17 protein-coding genes, 1 tRNA gene and 1 pseudogene are annotated in these 17,591 nt (G+C 61.1%); 8 read left to right on the forward strand and 11 right to left on the reverse strand.

The genetic code is table 11. From position 1 onward, the window contains the following. The first annotated feature begins 6 nt into the window (after nt 1-6). The gene (locus MU551_RS16545) at nt 7-513 is read left to right on the forward strand and encodes an Lrp/AsnC family transcriptional regulator (protein ID WP_247046393.1); all 507 of its coding nucleotides are present in this window, start codon (nt 7-9) and stop codon (nt 511-513) included. Here MU551_RS16545 and MU551_RS16550 read toward each other — a convergent pair. Further along, nucleotides 511-1,725 (reverse strand): annotated as a pseudogene (locus tag MU551_RS16550) (MFS transporter); the annotation flags it as partial. The gene MU551_RS16545 and the pseudogene MU551_RS16550 overlap by 3 nt on opposite strands. Nucleotides 1,726-1,877: 152 nt before the next feature. On the opposite strand from MU551_RS16550, the gene MU551_RS16555 reads away from it, so the two are divergent. From MU551_RS16555 to MU551_RS16570, 4 genes are all read left to right on the forward strand, one after another. Then, nucleotides 1,878-2,447 carry an Lrp/AsnC family transcriptional regulator gene (locus MU551_RS16555; RefSeq protein WP_247046539.1) on the forward strand — a complete coding sequence of 190 codons (570 nt, stop codon included), beginning with the start codon at nt 1,878-1,880 and terminating at the stop codon, nt 2,445-2,447. A gap of 85 nt (nt 2,448-2,532) precedes the next feature. After that, complete coding sequence (gene corA / locus MU551_RS16560; RefSeq protein WP_247046395.1) at nt 2,533-3,528, forward strand: magnesium/cobalt transporter CorA; 996 nt, start codon at nt 2,533-2,535, stop codon at nt 3,526-3,528. 6 nt (nt 3,529-3,534) lie between these two features. Beyond that, nucleotides 3,535-4,026 carry a hypothetical protein gene (locus MU551_RS16565; protein WP_247046397.1) on the forward strand — a complete coding sequence of 164 codons (492 nt, stop codon included), beginning with the start codon at nt 3,535-3,537 and terminating at the stop codon, nt 4,024-4,026. A gap of 117 nt (nt 4,027-4,143) precedes the next feature. Then, nucleotides 4,144-4,446 (forward strand): DUF4193 domain-containing protein, encoded by a 303-nt coding sequence (locus tag MU551_RS16570; protein ID WP_247046398.1) that lies wholly within the window; start codon nt 4,144-4,146, stop codon nt 4,444-4,446. Nucleotides 4,447-4,506: 60 nt separating this feature from the next. Here the strand turns inward: MU551_RS16570 and MU551_RS16575 are convergent. The 6 genes from MU551_RS16575 to galU form a co-directional block, all read right to left on the reverse strand. After that, nucleotides 4,507-4,579: transfer RNA gene (locus MU551_RS16575), tRNA-Ala, on the reverse strand. A 47-nt stretch (nt 4,580-4,626) separates the two neighbouring features. Continuing rightward, nucleotides 4,627-4,797 carry a hypothetical protein gene (locus tag MU551_RS16580; RefSeq protein ID WP_247046400.1) on the reverse strand — a complete coding sequence of 57 codons (171 nt, stop codon included), beginning with the start codon at nt 4,795-4,797 and terminating at the stop codon, nt 4,627-4,629. A 5-nt stretch (nt 4,798-4,802) separates the two neighbouring features. Then, nucleotides 4,803-5,426 (reverse strand): SDR family oxidoreductase, encoded by a 624-nt coding sequence (locus MU551_RS16585; RefSeq protein ID WP_247046402.1) that lies wholly within the window; start codon nt 5,424-5,426, stop codon nt 4,803-4,805. 25 nt (nt 5,427-5,451) lie between these two features. Then, nucleotides 5,452-6,435: a hypothetical protein gene (locus tag MU551_RS16590; RefSeq protein ID WP_247046404.1), complete on the reverse strand. Its 984-nt coding sequence runs from the start codon at nt 6,433-6,435 to the stop codon at nt 5,452-5,454. Between the two features lie 146 nt (nt 6,436-6,581). Next, nucleotides 6,582-7,199: a GNAT family N-acetyltransferase gene (locus tag MU551_RS16595; protein WP_247046406.1), complete on the reverse strand. Its 618-nt coding sequence runs from the start codon at nt 7,197-7,199 to the stop codon at nt 6,582-6,584. Between the two features lie 6 nt (nt 7,200-7,205). Beyond that, a complete protein-coding gene (gene galU, locus MU551_RS16600; protein WP_247046408.1) occupies nt 7,206-8,111 on the reverse strand; it encodes a UTP--glucose-1-phosphate uridylyltransferase GalU in 906 nt (301 codons plus the stop codon). Nucleotides 8,112-8,206: 95 nt separating this feature from the next. On the opposite strand from galU, the gene MU551_RS16605 reads away from it, so the two are divergent. The 3 genes from MU551_RS16605 to cpaB all read left to right on the forward strand — a co-directional run bounded on the left by MU551_RS16605 (nt 8,207) and on the right by cpaB (nt 10,085). Continuing rightward, a complete protein-coding gene (locus tag MU551_RS16605; RefSeq protein ID WP_247046410.1) occupies nt 8,207-8,827 on the forward strand; it encodes a 5-formyltetrahydrofolate cyclo-ligase in 621 nt (206 codons plus the stop codon). Nucleotides 8,828-8,954: 127 nt separating this feature from the next. Next, nucleotides 8,955-9,266, forward strand: a complete 312-nt coding sequence (locus tag MU551_RS16610; protein ID WP_247046412.1) for an FmdB family zinc ribbon protein — start codon at nt 8,955-8,957, stop codon at nt 9,264-9,266. Nucleotides 9,267-9,506: 240 nt separating this feature from the next. Continuing rightward, nucleotides 9,507-10,085 (forward strand): Flp pilus assembly protein CpaB, encoded by a 579-nt coding sequence (cpaB, locus tag MU551_RS16615; RefSeq protein ID WP_247046413.1) that lies wholly within the window; start codon nt 9,507-9,509, stop codon nt 10,083-10,085. A 36-nt stretch (nt 10,086-10,121) separates the two neighbouring features. Here the strand turns inward: cpaB and MU551_RS16620 are convergent, their stop codons facing one another. From MU551_RS16620 to MU551_RS16635, 4 genes are all read right to left on the reverse strand, one after another. Beyond that, nucleotides 10,122-14,240, reverse strand: a complete 4,119-nt coding sequence (locus MU551_RS16620; protein WP_247046414.1) for a DUF4011 domain-containing protein — start codon at nt 14,238-14,240, stop codon at nt 10,122-10,124. Between the two features lie 197 nt (nt 14,241-14,437). Beyond that, the gene (gene guaA / locus MU551_RS16625; protein WP_247046415.1) at nt 14,438-16,027 is read right to left on the reverse strand and encodes a glutamine-hydrolyzing GMP synthase; all 1,590 of its coding nucleotides are present in this window, start codon (nt 16,025-16,027) and stop codon (nt 14,438-14,440) included. Nucleotides 16,028-16,145: 118 nt separating this feature from the next. Further along, complete coding sequence (locus tag MU551_RS16630; RefSeq protein ID WP_247046416.1) at nt 16,146-16,655, reverse strand: DUF3817 domain-containing protein; 510 nt, start codon at nt 16,653-16,655, stop codon at nt 16,146-16,148. Continuing rightward, nucleotides 16,652-17,575, reverse strand: coding sequence for an SURF1 family protein (locus MU551_RS16635; protein WP_247046417.1), 924 nt, complete (start codon nt 17,573-17,575; stop codon nt 16,652-16,654). Before MU551_RS16635 ends, MU551_RS16630 begins: the two co-directional genes overlap by 4 nt. Between the last annotated feature and the right edge of the window lie 16 nt (nt 17,576-17,591).

Raw genomic sequence — 17,591 nt, forward strand, 5'->3', positions numbered from 1 at the left:
GGACTTGTGGCCAGCAATGCGAAGAATATTCGCCCGGGATCATTGAGTAGCGAGCCGCTGGACGCCATTGACGAGAAACTTCTCGCGGCTCTGGTCGAGGACGCAAGGATTTCCAACAAACAACTCGCCGAGCTGGTGGGAATTGCCCCTTCAACAGCCCTGATGCGCACCCGCGCCCTCTCCGAGCGGGGGATAGTCCAAGGGTATGAGGCGAAGCTGAGCCTCTCGGCAATCGGCCGATCGGTTCAGGCACTCGTGGCCGTGCGGCTCCGTGCTCACGACCGTGACCAGATTGACAGGTTCACAGCCCGCGTACCCCAACTCCCCGCCGTACTGTCGACCTTTCACACGTCAGGGTCGGTCGATTACCTGCTGCATATCGCCGTCGGCACGACGGAGGACCTCAGGGACTGGGTGCTGGACAACCTGGCCACGGACCCCGTCGTCGGCCACACCGAAACCACCCTGGTGTTCGAGCATATCCAGGGCAACCACGGCCCGCTGCCGGAGTAAGCTGACCACCGCCAGAATGACGGCGCATAACGCGCACAGCAGCACAAACACCGTGACGGAAGCCGGAAGGCCCCACGCCGTCGTCGCAAATCCCAAACCAATCACCGGCACAGCGCTGCCCAGGTACGTGATGACATAGACAGCGCTGATGACCTGCGCGTGACGGGATGGTTCCGTCCTGCCAGCCACGTCATTGAAGGCTGCGCGGAAGGAAATGCCTTGGCCGAGTCCTGCCCCAATGCTGGCCAGGACAAGTAGCCAAGGGCTGGTCAAAGCGGCCGCGACAGCTATGAGGGCGACCGAAACTGCGAGGATAAGAAGCCCCACGGGGACCACGAAGCGACCGCGCACCGCAAGCAACTGACTCAGCGCTGATGAACCCAGCGTCAGTCCTGCCAGCACACCAACCAAGGGCCTCGAATCCACGTGGACTATCCCCGCGAAGAACCCCGGAGCAAGGGACAGGCAGAATCCGAACACCGCGAAACTAAGGAAGCCCACAGCGGCGGCTAGCCAGAACGCCCCACGTGCTTCCGGGGAGACGGATAGCCGCCGTGGTGCCAGTGCCTTGATGGGCCATGTCCCGTTCACCGGCCGGACGGCAGGGCGGGCCTTCAGCAAGTACAGAGGTACGAGCAGCACGCTGAGGATGAGCGAATGCACGACGAAGGGTGTGGAAGTGGGCACTGGCAGGAGCGAAAGCACTCCGCCGATCACGGGACCGGCCGCCACCCCTCCGGCCGACGCGAGCAGCGTGAACCGGGAAGCCCAGTCCGGACGCGCGGGCAGAAGTTCGCGAAGGGCAGCAGAACTTGCGCCGGTCGCGAGCGCCACAGCGATGCCTTGGAGTGCCCTGCCAGCTGAAAGCGCGACGAGGTTGCCCGCCGTCGCGAAGACCAGGCCGCCCAGCAGCGCCACCAATACTGCCAGCAGCAGTGCAGCCCGCCTGCCAATATGGTCCGACCAGTGGCCGGCAAGCATAAGCGTGGCCACCAGTGCCAGGACGTAGGCGGAGAAAGCAACGGTGATATCCAGCGAAGTCAGCCCGAGCTGGGACTCGTACAAGGGGTACAGCGGCGTCGCCAGGTTCGCTCCGACCAGCAACGTGAAGATCACGATGCCAGCCAGGACCAGGCGGGCCGTGGTGGAAGCATCCCATCCCCTGGGGCTAACGGCGGCGGTGGACATACGGAGTTCGCTGAAGACAGTCATTTCCATGCCTTTTCTTGTTCCGGACCACCGGATCCTTGTGGGATACGGCGCTTCCCGGGCAGTTCTGATAGCTACATATTCACTCCTGAATGACCCGCAAGACCGAGATGGATGCAAAAATTGATCAAAACAGTCAATCAGTGACCGCCAGAATGAGCCGGAGTGATGCTTTGAACCAACTAGATCCCACGGATCTGAAGATCCTTCTGGAATTGATCCGGGACCCGCGGATTCAGATCGGCGAACTCAGCGAACTGCTGGGGATTGCCCGCAACACCGCCCAATCCCGGGTGCGGCGGATGCTCCGCTCCGGCGTCCTTCACGATGGCGGTCGCGAAATCGATCTTGAGGCAGTGGGATACGACGTCGTCGCCTTTGTCACCATCGAAGTGACCCACCGCGAACTCGACGGCGTTGTCGGAGCCTTACGCCTGCTCCCCCAGGTTTTGGAAGTCCATGAAATCTCAGGTCGTGGAGACGTCTGGTGCAGGGTAGTTGCCACTGACACCCACAATCTCCAGTCGGCGCTTCGCTCCGTTCTCCGGATCAAGGGCGTGATCCGGACAGAGACAGTCTTGGCTCTGCACACGCACATTCCATATCGGACTGAACCTTTGATAAGCCGCCTTACGCAGGGAGATGCGTTGGCCCGGCAGCAGAATCGGGGTAAGGCCGCGGCGGGGACACCCCAGCCCATAGCGGGGAATAGGATTTCAACATGAAATTGGCGCTCCCCCTTCCCACCCGCCTGGCCCCAGGCCAGCCCCTGAAGGCCTCCCCATGCCTGTGTGACGGGCGGTCCGTTTCGTGACGATCATCGACAACGCCGTCTACGTGGACGGGATCCGCAGCTCGCAACCCCACACCCTGGAGCAGACCTTTGAGACGCTCAGCGAGCATGGCGGAATGGCCTGGATAGGTTTGTACCGTCCGACTCAAACCGAGATGGCGGAGGTGGCGGAAGAGTTTGGGCTCCATGAACTTGCCGTCGAAGACGCCATCTCCGCGCACCAGCGGCCCAAGCTGGAGCGGTACGGCGACAACCTCTTCACCGTGTTGCGGCCAGCAAGGTACATCGACGAATCCGAAACGGTGGAATTCGGCGAGCTGCACATCTTTACCGGCCGAAACTTCGTGGTCACGGTGCGTCACGCTGAAACAGGCGGGGTTGCCCGTGTCCGACGCCGGCTCGAAAGCAAGCCGGAACTGCTCGCCCACGGACCGGAGGCCGTTCTTTACGCTCTCATGGACCAGGTAGTTGACGACTACGTTCCGGTGGTAGCCGGGCTGGAGAACGATATCGACGAGATCGAGGACCAGCTTTTCAGCGGTGACTCCCACGTTTCCCGACGGATTTACGAACTGGCCCGCGAGGTCATCCAATTCCAACGCGCCATCCATCCCCTGCCGGGAATGATGCAACTCCTCAAGCGGGGATTCGATAAATACGGCGTCGACACCGAACTCCAGCACAGCCTCAGGGACGTTGAGGACCACGTGGAACGGCTGATCTCGCGCGCAGATTCGTTCCGTGACCTGCTGCAGAACGCCCTGACCCTGGACGGCACTCTGACCGCTAACCGGCAAAACCAGGCGAGTGCAGAACAGAACGAACAGGTAAAGAAGATTTCCTCCTGGGCGGCTATCTTCTTTGCCCCGTCCTTTGTGGCAGGCGTTTACGGGATGAACTTCGACTTCATGCCAGAGCTTCATTGGGCATTGGGCTACCCAATGTCCCTGGCATTGATGGCCGGTATGGCCGGACTCATGTACGTCATTTTCAAAAAGAAAGGATGGCTGTAGCACCGGATGATCAGCACAGAGAATCCCGGGTGGGGCCAGGGTTTCGGTGGCGGGCGGATCATCGTACCCGGAACAGAACGGCAGTTGGGTGCTTTCGGGCTCTTCCGGCCTTCACCCTCGCCGGGACAGGCGACCGGGGAAGGCCAGGCACGCGGACAGACGTCCTGGCAGGCTGCTGTTAAACACGCCGAGGGCGGAGTGTTGTGGATAAGCCTCGGCCAATTGCTGGAGCAGAACATTCCGGAACCGGAGCTGACTGGAGTGGCGGCCACACATGAGACGTGGGTCCTGGACGCGGATGTCCCGGGGAAAGTCAGCGGGTCCGGCCCGTTGGCGAAGCGTTTCGTGGAAGTCGCGAGAGTCTTGGAGCAGTGCGACGTCACCGTGTTTCTTGTCTCAGCGAGCCCACTGCCTTTGGATCCTGCAAACCCGTTTTCAGCCCTTGCCCTTGTTGAATCCTCAGAAGAGCTGCCAGTTGAAGGTATCCACGGGTCCTGAGCAACGTTCCGTCTGACTGCAACGTTGCCCGGATCCAGGCAATGAACAGGCAGTACTTGCTTTCATGATGTACCGTTCTATCCCGACAGGTTTAGGCAAAGCAAAGGGACATATCAGGTGGCAACGGACTACGACGAAATCCGATCAGACGTCGCGGAGACGCGGAACGCATCACTCGAGGCGCTCAAGTCTGCGAATTCTCCGGATGCACGGAGCGTCGTGCGGGAACTTGACGAGACGGACACGGTAGACGGCGTTGAACTTCCGGGCGCCGATTTGTCCGGTGAGGAACTGAGTATTGAGGTGATCCCCCAGAAGGCGGATGAATTCACCTGCTACTCATGCTTCCTTGTTCGGCATCGTTCGCAGATCGCCCGTGAAAAGGGCGGGCACGCTTACTGCATCGACTGCGAAGGCTAAGAACTTCCAATCGAGCAGGAGGGCCGGGGTTCCCGGCCCTCCTCACGGGCTCTGCAAACGTGGAGCTAAGGGGATTCGAACCCCTGACCTCTTCGATGCGAACGAAGCGCTCTACCAACTGAGCTATAGCCCCAAGACAAAGACGTTTTTTACGTCAGGTCGAGTACTGCCGTCCTTAGGCTACAAACTATCCGCATTCTTTGCCAACCAGGCCGAGAAAGTCTCGCGGCCAAAGGCATGTTCAGGGATCAGGTTCTGTCCCTCACGAAGGTACTTGCCCATGCTGCCGGGCAACGGCAATTGAATGACTTTTCCGCGGACATGCGCCGCCTTCTGCCAGATTTGTGCCATCGACCTCATCGGCAGGATCTCAGGACCGCCAACCGTACGCACACGATGAGACTCCGGCCGGGGGCGTCCAGAGCCTCCTCGAGCAAGGCAGCAGCTGCTTCTGACGGGGACATCGTCTGGAACCTTGCACCCTTGAATACCGGTATCAGCCGCACGCGCGAACCCACCGAGAACACCTCTGCCAGGAGACTGTGGAATTGAGTTGTCCGGACAACGACAGTTTCCACGTCCGCGCGGGCATACCTTTGTTCTTTTTCCGCTTTTGATCGCTGATAGCCCAGACGCACCTGATCACAATTAATGATGGAAAGCAGCACAGCCTTCTTCACGCCTTCCGTCTTCGCGGCGCGCAGCAGCCGATCTCCCCCATCAGCAAAGCCCTTAATCGCCTTTCGCGATCGTCCCTCAAGGCAATCCACGACGACGTCGGCACCCGACAAAGCGTCCGCGACCCCCGACCCCGTTGCAACGTCCGCAGCCCAATAGATGGCGCCGTTGTGATAACGAGCCGAGCCTGGCGCCGGTGGATGGCGGCTGAAGGCAACAACCTCAAGGCCGCGCTCGAGGGCCTGGCGGACAACTTCAGTGCCGACCTGGCCGGTGCCGCCAGCGACGCAGATACGCAACATGTTCCGAGGCTATGGACGTCGGGGATCAGGCGCGGCGGCGCTGAAGGACGTCATCCAGGTTGCTCAGTGCGCTTTGAGGCTTCGTGAGAGGCTGTTGAGCCTGCGATGCCGCGGGCGCAGCCGACACACCCTGCTTCAAGGTAGGCTTTCCGGCTGCTTTCGGAGCCTCCGGAAGTTCAAGGGGCTCTGGCGCTGCGCGCTCAGCTTTAGCTGCCTCCACATAAGTGGGCTTTGGAACCTCCACGGGCTCCCAGCTGGCACCGAGTCCGCCTGGCACATCGGCCGACATAAACGGACGGCGCACACTATGGTCCCCTGACGCCACCGCTTCAGCCAAAGCAGCCTGCCGAAGCTCCAACGCGGTCAGCGGCTTGACCTGCGGGCGGGAAGCTTCGGCATCAAATAAAGGGATGTCACCATTCGAGCGGGTTTCCGTACTGTCGCGGACACCAGCTGGATTTCCTGTGGCCCGGTCCCGGCCTTCACCGACGCTCCGTCCCGGAGCACTCATGGCGGACCTGAACGCGGCTTGCACTTTAGCCCGCCGATCCCGCACCGCGAGTCGCCGAAGCAAAGCCACTGTCAGGACTGCGGTTACCAGAGCAGCAAAGGGCAACCAATTCGGCCCGATGCCGAAAAGACGAAGGGCTCCCGACGTGGCCGCCGCCAGAAGGGACATCAGTCCGATCAGTGCAATTCCACAGCGGCCGTAGCGGATCCTGAATGGTTTAGGAGGCACCGCAGGCTGGCGTCCCGAGTCGCGGGATGATGTTTCCCTGACGGATTCAGTACCGGGCACGGTGTCCATGGTTTTCTCCTGCTGGACGGCCATTTTCAGGACCGTTCCGGCTTGGGGGTCTGTTATTTCGACGTCGATGGGTTCCAATACTGCCTCGCCAGCAGCCTGCAGCTGCTGCCGGCCATTACGAAGCACGTAGGGGGCAACCCATACAATCCAGAGCGCGACAGCGATAACAAGGATCACTGAGCTGCTAAGAGGGAAGTCCACACTCAAAACGGTATGAGCAATACACGAAGCGGACTCGCATTGGCCGCGGTGTGTCGCACGTCGGTGTCAAAATCAATGGCCTAATTCCGGCCGCAGGCATCCGTCGTCTTCCTTTGTGCCTCCTGGAACCGGGGCTGAGATGATCCCTAGTGCGGACGGCTTCGCAGCCACCGGTTGAGGATTCCTTCCGGCACTTCTTCAGAGGTGAGGGCGAATGACCGGTGATCGGCCCATTCGCCATTGATGTGGAGGAAACGGGGCCGATAGCCCTCATCCCGAAAACCGAGCTTCTCTACGACGCGAAGGCTGGGTCCGTTATCGGGCTTGATGTTGATTTCCATGCGATGAAGCCCCAGGGTTCTGAAGCAGTGGTCAGTGGCCATCGCCACAGCAGTGGGTGCAATACCCCGGCCGGCATGGGACTTATCCACCCAGTAACCGAGGGTTGCCATCATGGCTGAGCCCCACACAATCGAGGACACAGTCAGCTGTCCGATAATCACGGGTTCCCGGACACCTGGAGTCCACTCAGTAATCACAAACGGCAGCGCCGTACCTTGAGCCGCCTGAATGTTGAGCGATCTGACCATTTGGCGGTAGCTGGGTAGACCACCGCCGGGCATTGGGTTTGAAGCCTCCCAAGGCGCCAGCCAGTCCCGGTTGCGGGAGCGGACCTCTGTCCATTCCTTGCGATCCCGATAGCGGATGGGCCGCAGTACGAGATCGTCGCAGGTTAGCGTCACCGGCCAAATGGGACTGCCCATCGACTGTTACTTGGACAGGCTGGCGGTGAATTCAGGCAACCAGTCCCGAAGCCGGGGGCCAAGGTCCTCGCTGTCGCAGGCCAGCTCCAAGCAGGCTTTCAAATAGCTCAGTTTGTCACCGGTGTCGTAGCGCCGACCCCGGAAAACAACGCCGTAGACTCCATGACCATCGGCGTCGCCGGCAGCCAGTTCCTGCAGGGCGTCGGTCAGCTGAATTTCACCGCCGCGGCCCGGTTCAGTGCCTTCCAGCACCTCGAACACTGCGGGGTGGAGGACATAACGGCCAATCAAGGCCAGGTTTGAGGGCGCCTCGTGCGGTTCCGGCTTTTCGACCAAGTGCTTGACCCTGACGTAGCTTTCGCCTTCAATCTCCTCGATGTCGGCACACCCGTAGGAACTGATCTGTGAAGGTTCCACCTCAATGAGCGCTACAACTGAGCCACCGGTCTTAGCCTGCACCTCGATCATCGTGCTGAGAAGGTCGTCCCGTGGATCGATGAGGTCATCACCCAAAAGCACCGCAAAGGGTTCAAGTCCAACGTGTTGCTTGGCGCGGAGGACGGCATGGCCAAGTCCCTTGGGATCGCCTTGCCGGACATAGTGAATGTCGCCCAGATTGCTTGCTGCCTGAATGGACTCCAGCTTGGTGGTATCCCCCTTGGCCTCAAGCATGGCCTCAAGGGCCGGGACCCGGTCAAAGTGATCCTCCAACGCACGCTTGTTCCGGCCGGTAATCATCAGCACATCACTGAGACCCACACTGACTGCCTCTTCGACCACGTACTGAATCGCTGGCTTGTCGACCACCGGGAGCATTTCCTTAGGCATGGCCTTCGTTGCCGGGAGGAATCTTGTTCCGAGACCCGCGGCGGGGATGACAGCCTTGCGGACGGATGCGTTGGTGGTGGTCACTGAACTAATCTAACGGAGGCGCCAGTTATTGGGTAATCATTCTCATGCACAGGTTGCCCTCATTGAAGAGGTGGCGGGGACTGAAAGGCGCTCGAATGTCAGTGAAGGAAATGTTGCGTACCCGGCACCGGCTGGCACGTGCGGCCATGCCTGAAGATGCCCGGAACCAGGCAGCCGATGACCTGGCAGTCCACGGTCTGACCTGGGCAAATCAGCAGCTTTCGGAGCAATTGGCTTCGGGTCGATTACGATCCGGATCAGCTACCTTTGCCGCCTATCTCGGGGTTGGAACGGAACCGCCCACGCTCCCGCTCATCAAGGCGCTCTACGCCGCCGGGAACCGGGTCCTGCTGCCGGTCTGCCTCCCCGAGCGCCGGCTGAGTTGGGTCTACTGGACACCCGAAGCAGTCTTCACAAGAAGCAAATATGCCCCGATACAGGAGCCCGTCGGCGAACATCATGACATCAGTGTTGTTGGCTCCTCAACAGGAATTTTCCTGCCGGCCACCGCAGTGGACCGGACGGGCAACAGAATAGGGCAGGGAGGCGGCTACTATGACCGCTTGCTGGCTGAACTCAGTGAAGGTGGATGGAATGTTCCCGGAATCGCGATTGTTTACGATGGCGAGGTGTTGGCAGAGGGCTCCATCCCAGCTGAACCTTTCGATCGGCCAGTCCGCTCGATCCTGACGCCCTCGGCGATCATCCACCTGTGATGGACGCCAACGGCCGGGATGATAGAATTAGCACTCAGGCCCTGCGACTGCTAAGGGCGGGCATCCGGAAACGGAGCTCCGTCAGGCAGCACGGGACCTGATCGTTTGCCCAAGAGGAGGAATTTCAGTGCCCACGTATGCATATGCCTGCAAGGACTGCAGCCATGCCTTCGACATTGTGCAGTCATTCACTGACAGCACCCTCACCTCCTGCCCTGAGTGCCAGGGTACGTTGCGCAAAAAGTTCAACAGCGTCGGAGTTGTGTTCAAGGGCTCGGGTTTCTACCGGACGGATTCACGCGACTCCAAGGCAGGCGGCGTGTCCGCTGCAGCCCCCAGCACCGCTGCAGGGGCCGCCACTTCGGCCCCCGCTTCCTCCGGCGCCGCTTCTTCAACCGCTGCTACTTCCAGCACTCCCGCGCCTGCCGCGGCCAAGTGACACTGCCTCAATAGCTTTCAATTGCGCAGTGGTTTTCCACATAGGCACAGGCGACTCTTTTTCAGGCTCTTCGTCCCTCTGTAGCTTGGCTCTATGCCGCCCAGAGGAACCGCACGTGCCAATGCTCCAGCCTTTCGTGGTACCCATTCCCGAAACTCCCGTACCGGGCCACTCTCACGGTCACCTCAACGCAGAATTCTGGGCTGGCTTAACAGGAACCGCCGGCTTGCAGTAGCGCTTTTGCTCAGTGCAGCAGCCGGCATCGGTGTCCAGCAGCTGACCCCGGCTCCTGCTCAGACTCTGACTGTCATGGCCGCTGTCGAGGATCTTCCTACCGGCAGGACACTTGGCCCCGGCGACGTTGTAGAGGTCCATCTTCCCTTGGAGCTCATGCCGCAAGGAACCTTTACGGACTCCACCGAGCTGAACGGAAAACAATTGGCCGCACCTCTGAGGAAGGGGCAATTGTTGGTCGACTCCCATCTGGTGGGGCCAGGTCTTCTCACTGGAGCACCGCCGGGTTCTGCAGCCGTCCCGCTCCGCTTGGCGGATCAGTCATCCATCCAGCTTCTCGCCCCCGGACAACTCATCAACGTTGTCCTGACGGGAGGGAACGGATACGAGCAACAGGGTTCGTCGGAGGTCCTGGCAGAAGGCGTGCCGGTTCTGTGGACTTCTGCCCAAGGCGGCAAGACAGGTCAATGGCTGGAAAATGAAGCCTCCGACGGCCTCATCGTCGTGACAGCCAACCCCGATCAGGCCAGCAGGCTTGCCGGCGCCTCGACGAAAGGAAAACTGTTCTTTGTTCTGGTGGGCTGACAGGCCAGCCATTCCGGGGCAAATCCCGTAGAAGGTTCAGTCCCAGTGCGGTGGTTTCTGTTCCTTCAGCCACGAATCGTGGTCATACCCGGACGCGTGATCTCCCCACCGGCGAGGGTCATCTTCGGATGCTTTTTTCGGGAGGACGTCGTTCGGCACCGCGCCTGTCAAGACCGGCTTGGATGTGCCCCGTTCCTGGTTGGGGGCGCTTACGGGCACCGCGGGTTCGCTGTTCTGATTCATTTCCTGAAGTTCCTCTCCCTCACCATCGGCGGCAGCAGCGTTGGCTTCGCTTTCACTTGCCTGCTGGCCAGTGGTCCCATGGTTAATCGTCCCATGGTCAGGTGTTCCTTGCTCAGTTGTCCCATGTGCTGGTGCTTCGGGGTCGAGGGACAAGCTATCCACGTCTTCATCCAGGAAGCCCACAGCTGTCGACCGGGCGGACACCACGGGTTTTTCCAATCCCAGGTAGCCTCCGATGCGGTCTGCACAGGCTGACGGGTCAGTGAAGACTTCGATGGTCCACAGTGACAGATACCTCCAGCCAAGCCGCTCCAGCAGTTGCGGGCGGAGCCGGCTCCGTTCGCGGACACTCATCCGCCTGTACTGCTCGGTACCATCGGATTCGATGGCGACAGGGCGGGGAATTTCAGCGTCTTCCTGGCCAATGCTGTTCATTGGATCGGCAGCGGCAACAACATCGAGGACGCCGTCGTACTGGTGCCAGACCCTTGCCCCGCGAGCCCGCAGGCGGTCACCGAGGTCAGCGACCAGCGGGTCAGCCCCCAGAGCCTGCTCACTGGCGGCGGCGCGCGACGCCGGAGTCCCGAGGTCCGTATTGCCGGCGATTTCCCGGTTCAGCAATTCGTAGAAGTTGAGGGCTCCGTAGTTCAACCGGCTGACGTCCAGATCTTCCGGGCGGAAGCAGCTCAGAACGTGCATTGACCTGCGCGCCCGGGTCATCGCAAGGGCGAACTTGGCACTGCCGCCTTCGGCCGACAATGGTCCGAACGTGTGCAGTGCACGCCCATGGGGAGTGCGGCCGTACCCTGGGGAAAAGATGATGTGATCGCGCACAAGACCTTGGGCGCGCTCGAGGTCAACTACGCGGAATGATTCGGGACCGGCGGTGAAAAAGCTGGCAAGCAGCGGATAGTTGGGAAGCTGAAGGCGGATGGCTTCACCGATGCGGGCAGCATGGCGGAGGCTCGCGGTGACCACAGCGAGGGAAGTCCTGGGTCGCAGCCGTGCGTGTTCGAAGACAAGCTGTACAGCACGGTTGACCTCTGCAGCCGCCGATTCCACCCCTTCGTGATCGGCGCTGGGAAGGCCGGTTCCGTCCGGGAGGTACTCGACAAACAAGGATCGATCGAGACCTGTAGCGGCTTGTCCCTCAGGCAGGCGGCGAAGCTCGCCGTCGTAAAAGCTCTTGCTCAGCTGCAACACGAGGTCCTCGTCCACCGCCCGGTAAACGGAGCGCAGCCTCCAAGCCGGCAGCACCGCCGAAAGCGCTGTGTAGGCGCTTTCGACGCCTTGCAAGGGTGTTTCGCCGGCAGCCAGCCGTTCAACACCTACGGTGAACGTCCGCGGGCTGGCAATTTTGTCATCTCCAAAGGCGATGACCTGCCGCGCGCGGGCAATGGCAGGCAGTACGGCCTGGAGTGAGGTGGCTTCGGCGTCGAGGATGACAACGGCGTCAAAGCGCTGTTCAACGGGGAGGAGCCCGGTCAGCAAATATGGGCTTACCGACCATACCGGCACGAGCAAGGGCACAAGGTCCGGGGCTTGGGCTGCCAACGCACTCAAGGTGATACGTCCGTCCTTGAGCAGGCTCCTGAGGAGGTCCGCCTGGCGTGCGTGCTCTGCGATTCCCGCCCGCCACCGCTCCGCCAGCTGCCACCGGAGCCGTGCGGCGCCGCTGGCGATGTGGGCGTTATCTGCCAGCCGGTACTCCGCTTCAAGCTGGCGGAGAGCATCTCCATCGGACATCGCCAGGTAATCATCGCCACTGATCATGGCTTCCAGCGCTGATTGCCACCACGCGAGCTCAAGTTCGGCGGCCACGCCGTCCGGAGGCACTTCACGCTCGGCCAGGTCGGTCAGGAGCTCCCCCAGGCCGTGTTCGCGCATGTTTTCAACCAGCAGCGTCCGCTCGGGAAGAGTCTTGAGGGTCCGGCTGTCTGCCACGAGGCTTTCGAGGCGTTCCATCAGTTCCTCATAAGGGGCGTGTTGGAGGTCACCTCCGGCCGCGGTGTGGGCCAGGGCCGCTCCAAGCTGGACCAGTTCCCCTTCAAGCCCCCGGTACATGACATTCATTTCCCCCAGCCCTGAAGGCACCGCAGGGTGGCGTTGGGTCGTGGCATAGTTTGCCCACAGCGCACGCTGATCCTGGACCAGCACCAGCGAGCTGTGGAGGTCAGCGATGTGAACACCAGGGCGCACGTACTCTTTTGCAACCCTGCGGAGGCGTGACCGCTGCATGGAGGGCATATCGATACTGCGCTCCCGCCGCCAAGCGGAGGAAGCAGTAGCCGAAATAAGGTCATGGACAGGGCGGTCGAAGATGTCGGGCGTGAACTTGTCCAGGCTTTCCCGGACAGCCATCAGCAGTTCGAGCTGGGCCCCCCACTCGGAGAAGGTGGAACCGAGGCTGATTTCGGCATGCTCGGCCACGTCCGTCATCCGGTCCCGGAGGATCGGAAGCTTTTTCTCAATGGATCGGGTGACTTCGAGAGCTTCTTCCGTCTCCTTTCGCGTCACCAAGCGGGCCCCGTGCCACGGGCTTGTAGTGGAAGCACGGCTGAAACTGCCCAGTTCGGCGGCACGTTTGAGCCGCCCGGCGAGTTCGGCACGGTCCCTGATGCTGTCGAGTACGCTCCGCTTGAGCCGGACCGTAGTAGCAGGAGCCGGCTGAATGGAGGTCAACTCGGCCAGTGACTGCATGGCCTGGTATGGCGAGCAGCCCCAACGCTGGCGGACATTGTGCAGGGAAGCCACATGGTCCAACAGGGCATGGCGGTGCTCAGTCAGCGTTTTGTGAAGATTATCCAGCTGTGGCTGGAGTGACTTCTCGTTCCGTACGATCGCCCGGATCAACTGGCCTTTCAGTTGAAGCGGGGCGGCGTTAAGGGACAATTGGAAAAGGATGGATTCCAGCCCCAGGCTTTCGAGCTTCGAGGATATTTCGCCAAGGCTGGCCCGCCTGTCCCCCACCACTAGAACGGACTTGCCCTCATCGACCAATGCCCCGATGGCGTTGATTGCCGTCTGCGTCTGCCCGGTGCCCGGTGGGCTGCTGACGAGCAGCGAGTCTCCCGCGCGCACGGAGTCCACCACGTACTGCTGATCCGCGTCGGCGTCGAGCAGAAGCAGTTCATTAGCGGGATCGCGTTCGTCGAGCGGAGGGAAGCGGTCTTCCTTGAGGGATGGAACGTCAACAGGCTCCCCTGCCCCCGCCGTAGCCAAAGCAGCCACGAGGCCATTGTTCGGATTGATCCAGGGATCATCGAGGTTGCCCGCGAGGTCCGCGAAGCTGGAAACCAGGAGGTTGTGCTCTACTTCGGCGCCATGAATAGGCTTTACCAGCGTCGCGAGCCGGTCCAGAACAGGCTGGGGGTCGAAACGGGCAGTGCTGTAGGCCATTCTTGTGACGGCGTTTACATCGAAGACAATGCCGTGGATCTTCTTGAGGTGCCGGATAAGGGCAGGGTTGATCTGTGCCTGTTCGGTCAGTTGCAGTTCATAGTCATCTTCACCCGGCCTGATGGTGAGGGAGATGGCTGTGAGCATGACAGGCGCAGAGACACGCTGCGGCTTTCCTCCCACCGCCGAGGTCCAGACGACTGTCCCGGCAGAGAAGTAAGCGGCGTCGATTCCCCGGTCATTCGCCAGTTCAAAGATCTTTGAGCGGAGGTTCCGTGATGCGCGGGCCGCTACGACATACTGCTGACGATCGCGGATCAGGGTGGACAAGCGGGTCCGCCGCCCCGCCATCAGCTGGGCGAGTCCCGAGGGATGGGCGTTGGTCAGGTCGATTGAACCTTCAGGGGTTTTGGTGAAACGCAGCATTGTGTCTGCACCGGTTACCGGTTTGAGCCCCGACAGCCATTTCCTGAACTCCTCAGAGCCCTCTGGGTTGTCTTGCCCTACTGACACTTCTGCCTTCTTTTCTATGCTCGCGTTTTCTGTGCTCGCGCGTGACGCCCTGGACCATACCGGCATAGTTTCGAGCGTAGCCGGAATTGACCGTCCGTGAGACTCCGCAACACTGGGGCAGGCAAAATTGCCGGGTTTTAGCCCGTTCCGATAAAAAGAGTGGCCGGTCTCCCAACGGAGACCGGCCACTCAGAGGACTACTCCCACTCGATGGTTCCCGGTGGTTTGCTGGTGACATCCAGCACCACGCGGTTTACACCCTCGACTTCGTTGGTGATGCGGTTCGAAATCTTAGCCAATAGTTCATAGGGCAGCCTGGACCAGTCGGCAGTCATGGCATCTTCCGAGGACACCGGACGAAGGACGATCGGATGACCGTAGGTGCGGCCGTCGCCTTGGACACCAACGCTCCGCACGTCCGCAAGCAACACGACCGGCATCTGCCAGACTTCGTTGTCCAGTCCGGCTGCGGTGAGCTCTGCCCGCGCGATGGCGTCAGCCTTACGGAGCAGGTCCAGCCGTTCCTTGGTGACCTCCCCGACAATACGGATGCCAAGCCCTGGCCCGGGGAACGGCTGGCGTCCCACGATCTCCTGCGGCAGGCCGAGCTGAGCGCCTACAGCGCGGACCTCGTCCTTGAACAGGGCGCGGAGAGGCTCAACAAGCTCAAACTGGAGGTCTTCCGGAAGGCCGCCCACATTGTGATGGCTCTTGATGTTGGCCGCGCCTTCGCCGCCGCCGGATTCGACGACGTCCGGGTACAGAGTGCCCTGAACCAGGAATTTGATCTTCTCGCCGTGCGCAGCAGCTTCGGCGATGATGGCCAGCTCAGCTTCTTCGAAGGCCCGGATGAATTCCCGGCCGATAATCTTGCGTTTGGTCTCCGGATCGCTGACCCCGGCAAGGGCAGCCTGGAAGCGCTCCTGCTCGTTGGCCACATAGAGTTTGACGCCGGTAGCCGCAACAAAATCGCGTTCCACCTGTTCGGCTTCGCCTTCCCGCAGCAGTCCGTGGTCAACAAAGACGCAGGTGAGCTGGTCCCCCACCGCGCGCTGCACCAATGCGGCCGCCACTGCTGAATCCACTCCGCCTGAGAGCCCGCAGATGACCCGGGCGTCGCCGATCTGCTTCCGGATCCGGTCAACCTGCTCTTCAAGAATGTTGCCTGTTGTCCAGTTGGGCTGCAGCTTTGCTCCCTTGAACAGGAAGTTTTCGAGAACCTGCTGGCCGTATGCGGAATGCTTCACTTCCGGATGCCATTGGACGCCGTAGAGGCATTTCTCTTCGTTGGCGAACGCCGCCACTTCAGCGCCCGCCGTCGTCGCGAGCACTTCGAAGCCCTCCGGGGCTTCGTGCACAGAGTCGCCGTGGCTCATCCACGTGTTCTGGTGCTGGGGCATCCCTTCGAGTACGGACCTGCCTTCGCCAAGGATGGTGGTCTGCGTGGACCCGTATTCCCGCAGACCTGTTTTGTCCACCTTGCCGCCAAGGGCGTTCGCCATGGCCTGGAAGCCGTAGCAGATGCCGAAGACGGGAATCCCGGCCTCAAACAGATCGGCGCCCACGCTCGGAGCACCGTCCGCATACACGCTGGAAGGGCCACCTGAAAGAATGATGGCGGCAGGGTTTTTGGCCAGCAGTTGCTCGGTGCTGTAGGTATGCGGAACCACTTCCGAATACACATTCGCTTCCCGGACGCGGCGGGCAATCAGCTGCGCGTACTGGGCACCGTAGTCAACAACCAGCACCGGCTTCTGGGAAGTCTGGGATGCAGTGGGAGTAGTCACTGTCCTAGGGTACTTGGCGCTGTTGCCCCGCCGCACCTTGAGAAGCCGCCTTACGCGCCTTCTGCGGCCGGACGTAAGGCAACTCACACGTCGGGGTCAGCAGCGGAGAGGGCCGGCATCAGTAGCGCTTGGACGCCTGCGGGTTGGCAGCGAGTTCTGCCTCCACTTCAGCATGGAACTTCTTCTCGACGATGAAGGAAAGGAACGGCACCACGCCGCCCAGGGCAAGGATGATCATCTTCATAAATGGCCACCGCATCAGGGACCACAGACGGAAGTTCGACATGAGGTAAACCACGTACATCCAGCCATGGACAATAAGCACCGTAACGGAGACGTTGAACCCGTCCAGCACACCCTTCGGCTCTGCATCAGCGAAACCGAACCCGTGTGGCTGTCCCGTGACCGCGTTGGTACCACCGGCAAACAGGTACTGACCGAAGCCGTATCTGGCAATGAGTTCAGCGCACAGGAGCAGCAACATTGCCCCTGTGAGGTAGGCGAGGACCTTGTAGAACTTCAGTGCCGAGCGGATCTGTGCCTCGGTGCCACCAAATCGGCGCTTCTTACCTTTTGTCCCGGCTCCGCTGGGCGATTGGGGCTGGATGGCGGGCTTGGGCTCGATCATGGTTGTACCTTTTGTTCAGAAGGGCTGGGCTGGTGTTCGTGTGCGCCGGCCGGCGGTTCAGGTGGGCCGGCTGGTTGTTCGGAGGGGTTGGGCCGGGCGCCGGAGCTGTCCCCGTCATCTCCCTGGTGAGCTTCGTCGTCGTCGGCTTCGTCTTCAAGGCCTCTGCGGTAGTCGTCTTTGACAAGCCGCCACCAGATGAACAACGCGAAGCCCGCGAAAACGACCCATTCCACGGAGTAGAAAAGATTAAGCCAGTTGACCTGCTGGGGCGGGGGCTGGGCACCGATTTTCAGGGGCTTCAGATCGCCGGATACGGCCGCCGCGCTGACGTCGGAGCTTCCGGCTATTTCGATGGTGGCAGCGACGAAGCCAGGGTAGCTGCTCACCTCCCAGACATTAATCAGTTCCGCGACCGAAACAGCAGTCGCCTGCCCGGGGCCGGCGTCTGTGTTGGGCAACGGGGCTTCGGAGGGCAGGAGCCTGCCCGTCAGTTCAACAACGCCCGACGGCGGTGGCGGCACCTCTGCGGGATCCGCCATCCACCCGCGGGCGACCGGAATCCACATTTGAGGCGACGCCCCAGCGCCGGACAGAACCGGGGCATCCTGCACAACGAAGGCGCTCACCACCCAATAGCCGGTGGCCCCGTTGTTCAAGCGTCCTGGAACCAAGACCTGCTTCCGTGGGTCATAGCTTCCCTTGGCAGTAACCATCTGGTCGGCCACTGAACCGGGGAAAAACGTGCCCGGCTGCAGGGTTGCGGTCAGCGGACGGACGTCCTCCGTACCTGTTGAAACCGGGACTTCCACCTGTGTGGATCGGCCAAACTGCCATTGGCTCAAGAGAACAAAAACGCCGGAAACGGCGATGGCAAATACCAGGCCTAAGATCCAGCGGGGTTTGAGGGCAGTTTTCAGCACACATTAACCGTACTTC

The organism is Arthrobacter rhizosphaerae, assembly GCF_023062595.1.
Classification (GTDB): domain Bacteria; phylum Actinomycetota; class Actinomycetes; order Actinomycetales; family Micrococcaceae; genus Arthrobacter; species Arthrobacter rhizosphaerae.

Bases quoted from the DNA above. Each gene is read 5' to 3' on its own strand.
- MU551_RS16630 (WP_247046416.1), bottom strand. From the start codon at position 16,655: ATGATCGAGCCCAAGCCCGCCATCCAGCCCCAATCGCCCAGCGGAGCC.
- MU551_RS16585 (WP_247046402.1), bottom strand. From the start codon at position 5,426: ATGTTGCGTATCTGCGTCGCTGGCGGCACCGGCCAGGTCGGCACTGAA.
- MU551_RS16555 (WP_247046539.1), top strand. From the start codon at position 1,878: ATGAGCCGGAGTGATGCTTTGAACCAACTAGATCCCACGGATCTGAAG.
- MU551_RS16580 (WP_247046400.1), bottom strand. From the start codon at position 4,797: ATGGCACAAATCTGGCAGAAGGCGGCGCATGTCCGCGGAAAAGTCATT.
- MU551_RS16605 (WP_247046410.1), top strand. From the start codon at position 8,207: ATGTCAGTGAAGGAAATGTTGCGTACCCGGCACCGGCTGGCACGTGCG.
- MU551_RS16565 (WP_247046397.1), top strand. From the start codon at position 3,535: ATGATCAGCACAGAGAATCCCGGGTGGGGCCAGGGTTTCGGTGGCGGG.
- MU551_RS16595 (WP_247046406.1), bottom strand. From the start codon at position 7,199: ATGGGCAGTCCCATTTGGCCGGTGACGCTAACCTGCGACGATCTCGTA.